The organism is Pseudomonas sp. IT-P218 (assembly GCF_949767605.1).
GTDB classification, from domain to species: domain Bacteria; phylum Pseudomonadota; class Gammaproteobacteria; order Pseudomonadales; family Pseudomonadaceae; genus Aquipseudomonas; species Aquipseudomonas putida_AE.
On the sequence record NZ_CATKQQ010000022.1, the window covers coordinates 497,957 to 511,177 of the forward strand.

At 52.6% G+C, this 13,221-nt stretch carries 12 protein-coding genes and 2 pseudogenes; 5 read left to right on the forward strand and 9 right to left on the reverse strand.

The window, feature by feature from the left end:
• Positions 1–85: 85 nt before the first annotated feature.
• Entirely contained in the window at positions 86–973 is an 888-nt protein-coding gene (locus tag ACM6I6_RS16285) for a LysR family transcriptional regulator (protein WP_064677807.1), read from the forward strand.
• Positions 974–1,069: 96 nt separating this feature from the next.
• Here ACM6I6_RS16285 and ACM6I6_RS16290 read toward each other — a convergent pair whose 3' ends face one another.
• Together ACM6I6_RS16290 and ACM6I6_RS16295 are read right to left on the reverse strand one after the other, a co-directional pair.
• The gene (locus tag ACM6I6_RS16290) at positions 1,070–1,375 is read right to left on the reverse strand and encodes an ArsR/SmtB family transcription factor (RefSeq protein WP_047530947.1); all 306 of its coding nucleotides are present in this window, start codon (positions 1,373–1,375) and stop codon (positions 1,070–1,072) included.
• A 173-nt stretch (positions 1,376–1,548) separates the two neighbouring features.
• The gene (locus ACM6I6_RS16295; RefSeq protein WP_154854657.1) at positions 1,549–2,673 is read right to left on the reverse strand and encodes an alkene reductase; all 1,125 of its coding nucleotides are present in this window, start codon (positions 2,671–2,673) and stop codon (positions 1,549–1,551) included.
• Between the two features lie 568 nt (positions 2,674–3,241).
• Here ACM6I6_RS16295 and ACM6I6_RS16300 point away from each other — a divergent pair.
• Positions 3,242–4,057, forward strand: coding sequence for a CmcJ/NvfI family oxidoreductase (locus ACM6I6_RS16300; protein ID WP_154854655.1), 816 nt, complete (start codon positions 3,242–3,244; stop codon positions 4,055–4,057).
• 230 nt (positions 4,058–4,287) lie between these two features.
• Here ACM6I6_RS16300 and ACM6I6_RS16305 read toward each other — a convergent pair whose 3' ends face one another.
• The 4 genes and pseudogenes from ACM6I6_RS16305 to ACM6I6_RS16320 form a co-directional block, all read right to left on the reverse strand.
• Positions 4,288–5,388, reverse strand: a complete 1,101-nt coding sequence (locus tag ACM6I6_RS16305) for a low temperature requirement protein A (RefSeq protein WP_154854652.1) — start codon at positions 5,386–5,388, stop codon at positions 4,288–4,290.
• 519 nt (positions 5,389–5,907) lie between these two features.
• Positions 5,908–6,435, reverse strand: coding sequence for a DsbA family protein (locus tag ACM6I6_RS16310; protein WP_010459441.1), 528 nt, complete (start codon positions 6,433–6,435; stop codon positions 5,908–5,910).
• A gap of 17 nt (positions 6,436–6,452) precedes the next feature.
• Positions 6,453–6,989 carry a redoxin domain-containing protein gene (locus ACM6I6_RS16315; RefSeq protein ID WP_414920235.1) on the reverse strand — a complete coding sequence of 179 codons (537 nt, stop codon included), beginning with the start codon at positions 6,987–6,989 and terminating at the stop codon, positions 6,453–6,455.
• Positions 6,990–7,025: 36 nt separating this feature from the next.
• A pseudogene (locus tag ACM6I6_RS16320) lies at positions 7,026–7,331 on the reverse strand (TolC family protein); the annotation flags it as partial.
• Here ACM6I6_RS16320 and ACM6I6_RS16325 point away from each other — a divergent pair.
• The 3 genes from ACM6I6_RS16325 to ACM6I6_RS16335 all read left to right on the forward strand — a co-directional run bounded on the left by ACM6I6_RS16325 (position 7,313) and on the right by ACM6I6_RS16335 (position 11,128).
• On the forward strand, positions 7,313–7,519 hold the full coding sequence (locus tag ACM6I6_RS16325; protein ID WP_162493639.1) for a hypothetical protein: 207 nt from the start codon (positions 7,313–7,315) through the stop codon (positions 7,517–7,519). The pseudogene ACM6I6_RS16320 and the gene ACM6I6_RS16325 overlap by 19 nt on opposite strands.
• 240 nt (positions 7,520–7,759) lie before the next feature.
• Positions 7,760–10,525, forward strand: a complete 2,766-nt coding sequence (locus ACM6I6_RS16330; RefSeq protein ID WP_414920255.1) for an AAA family ATPase — start codon at positions 7,760–7,762, stop codon at positions 10,523–10,525.
• Positions 10,526–10,717: 192 nt separating this feature from the next.
• The gene (locus ACM6I6_RS16335; RefSeq protein ID WP_274075351.1) at positions 10,718–11,128 is read left to right on the forward strand and encodes a phosphate-starvation-inducible PsiE family protein; all 411 of its coding nucleotides are present in this window, start codon (positions 10,718–10,720) and stop codon (positions 11,126–11,128) included.
• A 122-nt stretch (positions 11,129–11,250) separates the two neighbouring features.
• On the opposite strand, the pseudogene ACM6I6_RS16340 reads toward ACM6I6_RS16335, so the two are convergent.
• The 3 genes and pseudogenes from ACM6I6_RS16340 to ACM6I6_RS16350 form a co-directional block, all read right to left on the reverse strand.
• A pseudogene (locus tag ACM6I6_RS16340) lies at positions 11,251–11,474 on the reverse strand (aminotransferase class I/II-fold pyridoxal phosphate-dependent enzyme); the annotation flags it as partial.
• Between the two features lie 58 nt (positions 11,475–11,532).
• Positions 11,533–12,465 carry a hypothetical protein gene (locus ACM6I6_RS16345; protein WP_323607652.1) on the reverse strand — a complete coding sequence of 311 codons (933 nt, stop codon included), beginning with the start codon at positions 12,463–12,465 and terminating at the stop codon, positions 11,533–11,535.
• A 301-nt stretch (positions 12,466–12,766) separates the two neighbouring features.
• Positions 12,767–13,201: a hypothetical protein gene (locus ACM6I6_RS16350; RefSeq protein WP_414920236.1), complete on the reverse strand. Its 435-nt coding sequence runs from the start codon at positions 13,199–13,201 to the stop codon at positions 12,767–12,769.
• Positions 13,202–13,221: the final 20 nt, after the last annotated feature.

Genomic DNA, 13,221 nt, shown 5'->3' on the forward strand with positions numbered 1-13,221 from the left:
CAATAGGCCAACAAATTTATCATCAGTAATATGGGATAAATACGCTAGAATTATTGAATCTTTCGGTCCTTTTGGTTGGTAATAAATGCTGGATTCCATTGATGAATTGCGGTTGTTTATTGCTGTTTTCGAGGAGGGTTCCATCCGCGCAGCGTCCGAACGAATGGGGATGACTGCCGCAGGCGCAAGCAAGCGTCTTCTGGCCCTTGAAGACAGCGTTGGTCGGAGACTTTTTAACCGCACCACCCGCAAGCTAAGTCCCACTTCGGACGGTGAGAAGCTTTATCAACACGCACTAAGCATCCTGGAAAGCGTCGAAAAAGCGGAGCGAGGATTTTTCCAGAAGACCGAGATTACCGGTCATCTACGCATAACCGCTTCCGCGACATTTGCCCAAGGTTATTTATCGAGCGTCGTGAGCAGTTATCTCAAACGCTACCCTGGCGTTATCGTTGATTTACACCCGACAGATCAACTGGTTGATTTGGCCGCCCATGGTACCGACCTTGCGATTCGGCACGGAGTAATGGCCGATTCATCCCTGATCGCGCAGAGGATTTCTGCGTCCCGACGTCTGATTTGCGCCGCCCCCCAATATTGGGAAAAACAGGGTATGCCTACCTCTCCAAAAGACTTAACCACGCTGGACGGCCTCATCGTCGGAAAAGATTCCAGTTGGACCATGTCCCGAGGAGGCGTTAAAAAAACATGCAAAATACGCAACCGTTTTTCATCCAGTTTGGGGGAAGTGGTTCGCCAGATGGCAATAGATGGGCATGGAGTAGCGCTGCTGATGGACTGGCATATACGAGATGATCTTGATTCAGGAAAGCTGGTGGAGGCATTTTCCGATTGGGCCATTGAGCCGCCGGTGGGAATCTATGCGGTATACCCTTCAAGAGAAAACATCGCTCCGACTGTTCTCAGTTTTGTTGCTCATCTCAAAGAGTGGGTCGCGGCCCACCCCGTTTAAACTGAGCGCTGATGGGCGACAATCCACCTTTTGAAGCGCTTTCGTTAAGGGAAAGCTTTGGGCGCCGCCGGTAAACGGTCCTCGGGTAGCCTGGACCTAGATCTTTTCTTGCAGCGCTTTGAAAAAGGCATCGATATTTTCGTCGTGACGTTTGTAATAGGTCCAAGGGCCTATCCGCTGCGAGGTTACCAGGTGCGCGCGCTGCAGGGTTGTGAGGTAAAGCGATGTAGTGGACTGCGAAAGGCCTGTGCGCTCCTGGATGATGCTGACGCACACGCCTACTGTTTCCGGGTCGACTTCCTGCTCGGGAAAGTTCGTCCTGGGATCCTTGAGCCAATTGAGGATGTCAAGGCGCGTCGGGTTCGCCAAGGCTTTCAGGGCTTCGTTGATGTCAATGTTCATAAAATTGGCGATACCTGTTTTTCGCGATATTGCGATATCTTCGTCGTTCGCACGGAGAATTGGAAGGCACCCAAAGTGACCTCTGCGTCCGTTTGTTGCCAGGCAAGATGTTCCCCTTCCTCGGTCAGCAAGCGTAAGCCGCGCCCTGGAGTCTGGGACGCGGCGCGGATTGCTCAGGGGCGATAGCTCGGATAGTCGGTGTAGCCCTTGTCGGTACCGCCATACATGCTTGTCGGGTCGACCGGATTGAGCGGCCAGTCGTTGGCGATACGGGCGGGCAGGTCGGGGTTGGCGATGAAAGGACGACCAAACGCGATCAGATCGCCCCAACCCGCCTGGATGACACGATTTCCGCGTTCAGCGGTGTACCTGCCGGCATAGAGAATCTTACCGCTGAAGATACTGCGAATATCTTCCCGGAACGCTTCAGGTAGATCGGGTGCGTTCTCCCAGTCGGCCTCGGCGAGCGACAGGTAGGCGATACCCACTTCCTCGAGAATCTTCACCGCTTCGACATAGGTTTGATGGGGATCTTTCTCGACGAGGCCGAGGTAGACGCGATCTTCATCGGTGGTCGCGAAGAGCGGGGCGAAGCGAACGCCCATACGCTCCTTGCCAACGACGCCAGCAACTGCCTGGGTGATTTCGCGCAGGAAGCGCAGTCGATTTTGCAACGAGCCACCATATTCATCATCACGCTGGTTTGTGTGGGCGGAAATGAACTGGTTCACCAGGTAGCCGTTCGCGCAGTGCAGTTCCACCCCGTCGAACCCAGCGTCCAGGGCATTGCGGGCCGCCTGGGCATAGAGCTGGACCAGTTCTTTCACCTCTGCGGTGGAAAGAGCGCGCGGGATCGATGGATCGGCCAGTGCACCCGTGCCAGGGCCGGTCTCGATGAATACCTTGACGTTGTCCGCCTTTATGGCTGACGGCGCGACCGGCGCTTCACCGCCGGGCTGCAAGGACGTGTGCGACACGCGGCCGACATGCCAAAGTTGAGCGAAGATCACACCCCCTTCGGCGTGAACGGCGTCGGTGATTTTGCGCCAGCCTTCAATCTGCTCGGCGCTGTGAATGCCGGGAGTCCAGGCATAACCCTGTCCACGAGGCTCGATCTGGGTGCCTTCGGTCACCATGAATCCCGCGCCAGTACGCTGGCGGTAATACGTGGCCATGAGATCGTTCGGAATGTTGCCAGGCTGGGAGCTACGCGAACGGGTAAGCGGTGGCAAAACGATTCGATTCTTGAGGGTGTAGGGCCCCAGCTGTGCGGTTTTGAAGAGCGCGGTCTGTGTCATTTCATTTACCTGCATATATAGAAATATCGATGTATTAAGCTAAATGGATGCGGCTCCACGGGATCAGAGCAAACCGTAAGGCGCTTCGTTGAGGTGTTCACCCACATCTTCTGCATTTGGCGCTTCCTGAGATAAGGGGGGTGGCTTCGAACTCAGACTATTTACGATATCGAGATATGTCAATATCTAGTTTATTCTTTCTCAATTTGGTCAGCTATCGCAGGTTGCTCAGATCGAGATACTGATCAACGCTGCGCAAAAGATGATGTGTTGGGATGCGATCTTCCATCCGGATATCCACCGTATTTGCGCTGCTGGTTCAGAACTTCGATGTAGTAGTCGCCCTAGGCGCGGGCCTGGAGTCCGACGCGCCAGTACTGGTCAAGCTGCACGTCGGTGCCGAGGTAGGTATGTCCTTTTCTACCGGTCGGGGACCATGCACCTCGGGGTGCATTTGAAAGTGTCCCTTGGAAGGCATACGATCGAGGATGAGGCAGTTTACAGGCAAGCTACAGCGCCGCCACGGTGACACCACGCCGAATGCGGTCAGCAGACCGGGAGGCGTTACTTGAAGTGCACAACTGATATGCCCGCTAGCGTCATCACAAAACTCACCTACCTGGTCAAGCACGATGCGAAGCCCTATGTGCATACAGAGGCTCTGACCGGTGACAGTGAACCGCGCTACTTTGCTGAGCAGGAGGAGCGCGAGGTCACGATACACAACGGTCGTCCGTTGGCAGACAGCCTTTCTCTGGACAAGCAGGGGTTTGAACTCCATCGGCGGGATACGGTGGTCGACGATCTCTACGACGATACCTCAGTGGACAGCGTCTACTATGACGAGGTCAGGGCCTTGATCAAGGAGTTGACGGGCGCGAGCCGGGTCGTCATCTTCGACCACACCAGGCGCAGCGACGCCGAGCGGCGGGATATTCGTGGGCCAGCCAGCCGTGTGCATAATGACTACACCGACCGCTCGGGACCTGAGCGTATTCGCGACGTGCTGGGCCAGGATCAGGCCGGCGCACTGGTGTCGGTGGCCCAGATTAACCTCTGGCGCCCGATGAGCGGGCCCGTCAAGCGCTCACCGCTGGCCGTGCTGGATGCCTCGACGCTCGACCCCAATGACCTGCTGGCCACCGACCTGGTCTATCCGGATCGTATCGGTGAGATCTACCACCTGGCCTACAATCCGCAACAGCGCTGGTACTATTTTCCGGACATGCGCCGTGACGAAGTCTTGCTGATCAAGGGGTATGACTCACGTCACGACGGCCGTGCCCGCTTCACGCCCCATACCGCCTTCAAAGACCCAAATACGCCGCCGGGAGCCCCGCCGCGCGAGAGTATCGAAGTTCGCACCCTGGCCTTCTTTGATTAGGTTTTTGCCGCTTGGCGCGGGCCTCCCGCCGCGCGGTGTTTCCCCCCCGTGCTTTACCATGCGACCACCCGCTTCTCGTTGGCAGGGATGTGTAGCGACTGAGTGAAGGGTTTGAACAGCTAACCACATTCAGCACGATCCGCAGTGCGCCAGTCCTCGACAATCAGCTGCTGAGTCTTTGGTGCGCGCGGATAGCTGATCCATCCGTGATATGGCCCAACTTTAAAGATTCAACGATACCTGAAGTTTAATAAAACATAACAGATCATGGTTGCTGTCAGGCCGACCAATATGTACTCGACGCGGGGTAGGAATATAACCAAACCACCTAGAGAAAACACGATCAAGGTGTTTTGTAGTATGTATTTCCTTATTTTAGGTACCGCTATGAAGTAGCCATATTGCTTACCTAAGAAAAATAAGGCCATGCCGATGATTGACGTAATCTGGAAATCGCGCATCGCAATGTCATTCAGGATCGCATGCCTGATCAAATTTGCGAGAAGTGCTAGCCCCATAAATAGAAAAAGGTGCGAGTAGATTAAGGAGTGTCCACTCATACTACTTTCATTTTTGCTCAGCAGGTAAAAGCTATCAAAATAGATCCACCAGATACTGCAAATCATGATAAATCCGGTGATTGCCGCCATCACATTATAACGATCCCATTGAATGTCAGATAACCCTCCAGAAAGGCTAATTACCGACTCGCCCAATAAGATAAGGGTGAGTAAACCTAGTCGTTCAACCAAGTGTTCTGTATGTGCGGGCAATGGCTTTAGCTTACCCCAAGAAAATAAAGGGAGCAGAATGTCAAGAAAAATCCCAATGTAAGCGACAAGGTAACGCATAGGTGGGTCAAAAAAAATGGATGAAAGACTAATCACTGCGCTAACTAACAGGGCGAAGCCAAGCCTGGAGGAGAATTCGCTACGGTGATCAAATTTATTTATGGACGAAATGTACATAATACTGATGATGGCACGTATACCAAAATAGCAGGCAATAACAAGCGCATAGTTTACTTCCAATTCTTCCCCAATCCGTGCAGACAGCACAATGAGCAGCAACATTAAAAATAATGTTGCCAAACGGTGAAGGTTACTGTCTGTATCAAACCTATTTGAGTAAATCGTGTGGCTGGACCAGATCCACCATAATGGAACAAAAAGCAGTAAAAATGTCCATAATTGCTCCTGTTCAAAGTGGCCGTGATGAAGATGTCCGAGAGTATGCGTAACCTTGCCAATTGCTACAACAAAAATCAGGTCAAAAAACAACTCTAACCATGTGGCGTGTCGATTTTTTTCATAATACTTCAAAGATTTCATTCGCTGCTGGCTCCGTGTGCACCTCTTTAATGTAGAAGGAAACTAACGGATAAGCGAACGGGTGGACGGGTATAGGCGTCAACCTTGGGGGCGGTCGCAAAAACTGAGTGCAACACCTGACCTAGTCCACCACCACGTCTGTTAGTACGGTCAATACAGAATCCAGCGTGCCATCGGGCCGATAGCAACATTTCGCACGGGCGGACCTTAGCGGGCAACTGGGCTGCTGTTCCGCCAACCATTCATTCAGCGCCTCGACCAGGACACGGGCCTCGACTATGGAATCTTCCGAACTGTCAAAAATTAACATCGCCATTTTTTATGTCCTCGGTTCGCTGGGCTGATATTTTCGTGCCGCTGCTTTATGAGCGATGCTTATCGTTGGCAGCACCGTGGATTCTTCAATCTCCCGTATTGAAATATTATCGAACGCACACCTGGTGCGCTGCGCAATAGGGCACGTTCGCCCTCGGCTACGGTGTGGGTGATGCCAAGCGATTTCACTATCTAGCGATTTCGTCAACTCACTAACGAAAGCTCAATCATCTGACTCATCTCGGTGAACTCTGGAGCCCCGTCATAGCGAAGCCCGTCAATGTAAAACGCTGGGGTGCCATTCACGCCGCTCCGTACGCCGCCATTAAAATCGGATTTTATTTTGGGTACGTAGGTACCGTCTTGCATGGCAAGATAGAGTTCTTCGTCGGAGAGGCCATGTTTTAGAGCGATGGCCCGAAACAGCGGCAGGCCCAATCGATCCTGATTTTCATACAATTCGTCGTGCGCCTCCCAGAAGAATCCTCGACTCCCGGCAAACTCAGCGGTGACAGCTGCAGCCATCGCATGCGGGTGAGCAGTGGTCAGTGGAAAATTACGGAACACGAACAGCAAATCATCGCGAAAATGCTGTTGCAGATTCTTGACTATCCAATACGCTTCAGCGCAATAGGGACATTGATAGTCGCCAAATTCCACCAGTGTGACCTTGGCATGCGCACTTCCCTGGCGATGGTCGCTGGCACTTACCGGGACTTTGAGAGTGGCCATGGGATCACCTGTTAAATTTAGGTTGGCGTGCTTTGTGATGAATTCGCCAGAGCATCCAGCGCATCCAGAATGCCGTCCGCCCCCGGATTGATTGCCATCGGGGAGACGTAGCTCCAGGCGACCACCCCCTCCTTGTCAATCACGAACAGCGCCCGCTTACAAACCCCCAGGAGGGACTCGTAGGCTCCATACTGCCGCGCCACAGCCCCTTTGGGCTCGAAATCGGCCAGCAGGCTGAAGTGAAAACTCCGATCTTTGGCAAAGGCCTGATGACACCAGGCGCTGTCAACTGAGATACCCAGTAGCGTAGCACCGTATTCTCTGAATGTGGGTAGCAACTGGTTGTACAAAGTCAGTTGGTCGCCACAAACCGAAGTCCAGTCTGCGGGATAAAACGCCAGTATCACGGGATTTCCCTTTAGCTCGCGTAGCGACAACTGCTGATCAGGGGTTGCGTACAGAGTGAAGTCGGGCGCGACAGTGCCGGCCGGCAGCGGCCCCTGAACCAGGTCGCCATTCGTTTCTTTCGCATCATCCAATTCTGAAGTGTGCATGGCTTGAGCCCTTATAGATGGGCGGTTGGGGTCTGCTCAGCGGGATACGACTTGCCCGGGGGGATAACTCCATCCACCGCCAAGTGATTTATAAATGGCGACGATGCCTCGATACACCTCGTTTGAGGCCTGAGCCTGAGTGTCTTCGGTTGCGAGACGTTCACTATCCGCATCAAGAAGCACGAGGAGATCCGCCGTGCCTTCGCGGTATTGGATTGAGGCCAGGTTGGCAGCGGAAAGGCTGGATTCGCTCTGACGCACCATTGACTATAGTCGTTGTTGGCGCTTGCCGTAATCGCTGAACGCGTTCTCCGTTTCCTCCAATGCCGGCAAGACCTCGCGCGCTCGTTCTTTTGCTGTCATTTTCGGCGGCTTTTTTATCCGATGGTTTTGGTGCGAACCGCAATCATGTCCTTGCTGATCGATTCGCCCCTGCGAATTCCGACATCGAAGCGTTGCTCGATCACGCTGGTGATTCCATAGCCTCATTTGCTGATGAGTTGGTGGTTTACGACTGGCGGTATTTTTGAGCACAAATTTATCAGACGTCGTTCGTCGGTATCCTGGGTCGCCCATAGCGTGTTTTGATGAGATCCGACTATCGTTATTGGATGGCGTCGTCTGCCGAGACTGCCATTCCCTCCAACGTAATCGTCTTCCTGAGCAATCTCAGCGTATTGCGGATCTCATGCCCCTGTTGCTTGAGCATCGTTTACGGGGCCGTAGATCCATCTGAATGAGTCCGTGTTATCCATCTTTGGAGACAACTCATCATGGCTACTCTCTGTGAAATATGTAATGCGAGACCCGCTGTAGCGCGAGTGACCGTATCGCAAAATGGCCAAGCCAGGACAATGTCCATTTGCGACCACGATTACCGTCAACTCTTACGCCATCAAAGCATGTTGAATCCATTCGACTCTCTGCTGGGCGGGGGTGTGTCCCGCTTTTTCGACAGCATGGGCGGAGCAAAGGATCAAGCGGGTGATGACTTCAGGCTCTCTGCGCAAGTGCCTCGAGAATCTGTCGATGCAACCGATGCATTCAGTTCCCAGACGCTGGAAATCCTGCAACGCGCGGGTGAGAAAGCCCATGAGCTCAACCGCAGCGAGCTCGATACTGAGCATTTGTTGTATGTGCTTGCGGATACCGATGTGGGTACGGCGTTGCTTAAGGAGCTGAAGCTTTCTCCGGACGAGATCAAAGGTTACATCGATCAACATGCTCAGAGGGGCACAGCGGAGGCCCAGGCCCCGGTGGACCAGATGAGCATTTCGCCGCGGTTAAAGAAAGTTTTCAATTTTGCGTTCCAGGCATCTCGTGATTTAGGACATTCGTACGTTGGCCCAGAGCATTTGTTGATCGGGCTTGCCTCTGTACCAGAAAGTATCGCCGGGACATTGCTTAAAAAATACGGCGTAACGCCTGAAGCCTTGCGGCAGAAGGTGGTAAAGGTGGTGGGTAAGGGGGCTGAGGATGGGCGAGTCGACACCCCGACGGGAACACCGACACTCGACAAGTTCGGTCGCGACCTGACGTCACTGGCTCGTGAGGGCAAACTGGATCCCGTACTGGGGCGCGCGCAGGAAATCGAAAATACCATCGAGGTGCTGGCGCGGCGCAGAAAGAACAATCCGGTTCTTATCGGCGAACCTGGCGTCGGTAAAACAGCCATCGTTGAAGGGCTTGCACAACGAATAGTAAAGGGCGATGTCCCTGAGATTCTGCGTGGCAGACGGCTGGTTGAGATCAATCTGAACTCAATGGTTGCGGGCTCTAAATATCGTGGTGAATTCGAGGAGCGAGCCAAGCAACTACTTGATGAAGTCGCCGCAAAAAGCTCGGAGCTTATTCTGTTCATCGACGAGTTGCATACGATCGTTGGCGCGGGGCAGGGTGGTGAGGAGGGCGGCCTGGATATTGCCAACGTACTGAAACCCGCATTAGCGCGCGGGGAGCTCAGTTTGATCGGTGCGACGACACTCAATGAGTACCAAAAGCACATCGAAAAAGACGCAGCGCTTGAACGACGTTTTCAGCCTGTGCTGATAGCCGAGCCCACCGTCGAACAGACCATCATTATCCTGCGTGGGCTGCGCGATAAGCTTGAGGCTCACCATCAGGTCACATTCGCCGATGAAGCATTTGTGGCGGCAGCAGAGCTGTCGGATCGTTACATCACCTCGCGCTTTTTGCCGGATAAAGCCATTGACCTGATCGATCAGGCAGCCGCCCGCGTTCGAATCAGTTCCTCCTCGAGGCCGGCTGGCATTCAGGAGCTGGAAGCGGAAATCACGCAACTTAAACGTGAACAGGATTATGCATCCTCCCGTAAACGTTTTGATGAATCCAAAGGCTTCGAAGAACGCATTGGTCAAAAACAGACGCAACTGGGAGAGGAAACAGAAGCCTGGGAGCGCAAGACAGGTTCCGAAACCCTTGAGGTGACACTGGAGTCTATTGCCGAGGTGCTGTCCCGTCTCACCGGTATTCCTGTGACCGAGCTTACGCAGGAAGAGCGTCAAAAGCTGTTGAATATGGAAGACACATTGCGTGATCGGCTGGTCGGGCAGGAAGACGCTGTTCGCGCGGTCAGCGATGCCGTTCGTTTGTCTCGAGCCGGACTTGGCCAAGCCAACAGACCTATTGCCACGTTCCTCTTTCTTGGCCCTACGGGCGTTGGCAAAACTGAACTTGCCAAAGCGTTGGCGGAAACGGTGTTTGGTGACGAGCAATCGATCATTCGTATTGATATGTCGGAGTACATGGAGCGGCATGCGGTTGCTCGTTTGATCGGCGCGCCACCCGGTTATGTGGGATATGACGAAGGCGTTCAGTTGACAGAGCGTGTCCGCCGCAAGCCCTACAGTGTGATTCTGCTCGACGAGATCGAGAAAGCGCATCCCGATGTGAGCAACGTATTGCTGCAGGTATTCGACGATGGGCGTCTAACGGACGGTAAGGGACGTGTCGTGGACTTCAGCAATACGATCATCATTGCCACCAGCAACTTGGGCTCTCCCATTATCATGGAGAATCTTGAGCGCCCCGAAGATGAACGCCTTACGGATAAAGCGTTACGCGATGAATTAATGGGCGTCCTGAAAGGGCATTTTCGTCCCGAATTCCTTAACCGTATTGATGACATCATCGTGTTCCATGCCCTTACCCGTGACAACATCCGATCGATTGTGAGCATTCAGCTTGATCGGGTCATTCGAACCGCAGCTGCACAGAACATCACAGTGAAAATTGATGGCTCACTCATCGATCATCTGGCGGATGTTGGTTATCAGCCTGAGTTTGGCGCGCGCGAGTTGAAACGTCAGATTCGCCAGGCCGTCGAAACGCGGCTTGCGAAGGAAATGCTCGCTGGCAAGCTGCAAGCCGGCGACAGTGTTGAGTTGGGTTACGACAAGGGGCGTAGCGAAGTGGTCTTCAATAAGGTGGAGGTGGATGCGCCAAAGGCCTCCGAAAGGAGTAGTCCGCCAGACCAGCCAGATGATCTGGCACCTACTGCGGAGACTGGGACTTAGCCCCAGCACACTCACGTAACCTGGGAGCAGGCCTGTTGATCACGACGTGCAGTGGTGTACTGGATCCTCTAATGCCTGGACGAGCCCGGCAGACTGAAGACGCAAGTGTGGAGGGTTATCGTGTCAAAGCCTGATTCTGAAAGGCGTGAGCGCAACTCGACGCTGAAAAATTTCAGGCTTCAGTGGGCGCTGATGAATGCTTACGAACGTTTCGAACAATTGGTTGTTATTGCGCTCAGTCTCATCATCGCGTCTGTGATTTTGATGGCTCTACTGCAGCTCTGTCGCAGGGTTGTACCGTTGGTGATCGGTGGTGCGATTGACCCTCTAGATCACGATGTTTTCCAGGCCCTCTTTGGCTCAATCTTCACCGTGCTGATAGCCCTGGAGTTTAAGCATTCGATTGTGCGCCCGGCCCTACGACGCAACAGCATCGTTCAGGTTCGCACAGTGCTGTTGATCGCCTTGCTGGCGCTCAGCCGGAAGTTCGTTATTCTCGATTCTGCCGCTACTCCTGCGCTCACCATTGCCGCACTAGGATTTGCCACCCTGGTGCTCGGCATCGTCTGCTGGCTCTTACGGGAGCGTGATAAGGATGAATAGCTACGAGGGCTTCGCAATGCCAACAATTTTCCACCGAGAGAACATCGAAGCCCGCCAGAAATGGCTCGACACCAAAAGCAAGATCAGCCGGTAAACGTGCTCAGATCGCAAAGTCGGTGGAAGGACTCCTTGCATGAGATGATCACCGGTGTGGCGTCGTTCAGTCGGGCGATGTCCGGGTAAGAAACCCAGTACGGAGCATGCACGATGACTTCATCACCCAAGTTTAAGGTCGCGACCAGGGCGTGATAAATGATGTGCTTGCCACCGCAACCGCGATCACTTCGTCTAGGGCATAGTGTAAGTCATTGTCGCGCTCAAGCTTCAGGCAGATCGCCTGAGGCAACGGGCCACGGCGATCATGAGTTTGATCCAGTCTTCTAGTTTGTGACATTTTCGCAAGATCAAATGCCAAAGAACATTTTTCGATCTTCACTCTTATGCAAGTTATGCTTTGCGATGTGATAAAATTTTGGCTCAACCTTATCTGAAAATAACATGAAAGGTAATTCATCTATGCAGATTTCAGCTACAACGGCGCCAAAATCCTTGTCATAGCAATCTTGAAGAATTTTTAGATTGGTAGAAGGGAAACTGTCCTTGAATTCTTTATTAAATTCTGGGTAAAAATACCTAATTAGCGCCGCTTCATACAGAGAAATTTTTTCCGCTTCTGTAGTGTTTTGCGCTTTGTCCAAGCCTTGTTTTATCCGTGCATCACCGCTATCACCATTTTTAGCAAATGGGTTCATCATTGTAATGAGTTGATTGCTAGGCTGAATGGAAAGCAAAAGCAAAGTCAGTTTGTGCCCTGGCGGAACTCCCTTCAGCGCTATTTTTTGCAAGGTTTCATGTTTTAGTAGTCGATCAATAGCATTTCTTGAACCGTCTTGACCGTATGCCTGGCCTATGTACTTTACGTCGAAAGTAACAGCTTTAAATTCATTGTTTAGACGGGCTTGTACATGCTCCATGTCAGGCCACATCCTTTCGCCGGTCGCATCCTCTAGGAAATTATAACCGTCTTCCATCTTGTAGATTAAATCAGGTATTGAATACGTGACAGTATACTCTTTGCCCAATACATTCAATTGTATATTAAGCTCATCTCCCGTTTGGCTTGCACCAGTGAAATCCACAATTGGTGTGTATCCGATGCAGTAAATATGACACGTTTCAATGACGCTCATCATAGATTGCAAAATGGCTTTATCGTAAATAGCCTCAGCGGGCATCGTGCAATAACTGTAGGCATACATGCCTATGGCATGCTCGACATCATTCAAAGCACGACCAAATACATGATGTTTTGAGGGCGACTCGGGATTTTCGATCAATTTTCCTACTCCTTGTGTCAAATCTGTAAAGCTTACCGTTTCCGGCAAGGGCAATGGGAGACCGTCAGCCAGTACATGAGCTCCCTTCCACGCCGGTAATTGAACCCTGCAGTGGTAGCTGCACTTTCTCAGAGGCGCTGCAGAGTCAAGGTCCACGCTCAATGGGAAACGTCATAATCGGCATTACCGGCTGCGCATTCAGCCGTGAGACGGCCAATGCCAAGTTCACTCATCCCAGTAGAGTGGCTCAACCAGGCGGTCAGGGTCTTACGCGCGTGGCGCGTCAGCGAAATGGCTTAAATCAGCGGAGCGAGATCACAACCCTGCTGATGTTACCTTGCTCGACCTCCAGCCCAGGGTCACATGAGTCGGTGTAAACCGCACCCTCTTCGACCTTGAAACGGTAGTAACGGATTGAGCCCTTTGACTTCGGAACGTATGCTATCTCCGTAAGCGGCTCCATTAACCATCTTTCTGTCCCGTTCATACCGGGCGGCGAGGCTAGGAGAATTGACTCAATTGTCACGCTCGATGTCCCGGCCAAGCTCAGTTCCTCCAAAGTTAGGACGTCAGAAATCATGAGCATGTGGCGCGAAGATGAATCGCCACCGCGTTTGAGGGCTGTGAGATAAAACCAAGGCAGTGAGATAATCTGCTCCACACACGACCACAACTGGAGATCTGACTCCAGCCGTGACGAGAGGGGCATTGCGTCTCGTCGATAGGTTCTGAACATAAATGCCTCCCAATGAACAC

Coding starts and splice junctions, on each gene's coding strand:
- ACM6I6_RS16285 (WP_064677807.1), top strand. CDS start 86: ATGCTGGATTCCATTGATGAATTGCGGTTGTTTATTGCTGTTTTCGAG.
- ACM6I6_RS16290 (WP_047530947.1), bottom strand. CDS start 1,375: ATGAACATTGACATCAACGAAGCCCTGAAAGCCTTGGCGAACCCGACG.
- ACM6I6_RS16295 (WP_154854657.1), bottom strand. CDS start 2,673: ATGACACAGACCGCGCTCTTCAAAACCGCACAGCTGGGGCCCTACACC.
- ACM6I6_RS16305 (WP_154854652.1), bottom strand. CDS start 5,388: ATGAAATCTTTGAAGTATTATGAAAAAAATCGACACGCCACATGGTTA.
- ACM6I6_RS16310 (WP_010459441.1), bottom strand. CDS start 6,435: ATGGCCACTCTCAAAGTCCCGGTAAGTGCCAGCGACCATCGCCAGGGA.
- ACM6I6_RS16315 (WP_414920235.1), bottom strand. CDS start 6,989: ATGCACACTTCAGAATTGGATGATGCGAAAGAAACGAATGGCGACCTG.
- ACM6I6_RS16325 (WP_162493639.1), top strand. CDS start 7,313: ATGCCGGCAAGACCTCGCGCGCTCGTTCTTTTGCTGTCATTTTCGGCG.
- ACM6I6_RS16335 (WP_274075351.1), top strand. CDS start 10,718: ATGAATGCTTACGAACGTTTCGAACAATTGGTTGTTATTGCGCTCAGT.
- ACM6I6_RS16350 (WP_414920236.1), bottom strand. CDS start 13,201: ATGTTCAGAACCTATCGACGAGACGCAATGCCCCTCTCGTCACGGCTG.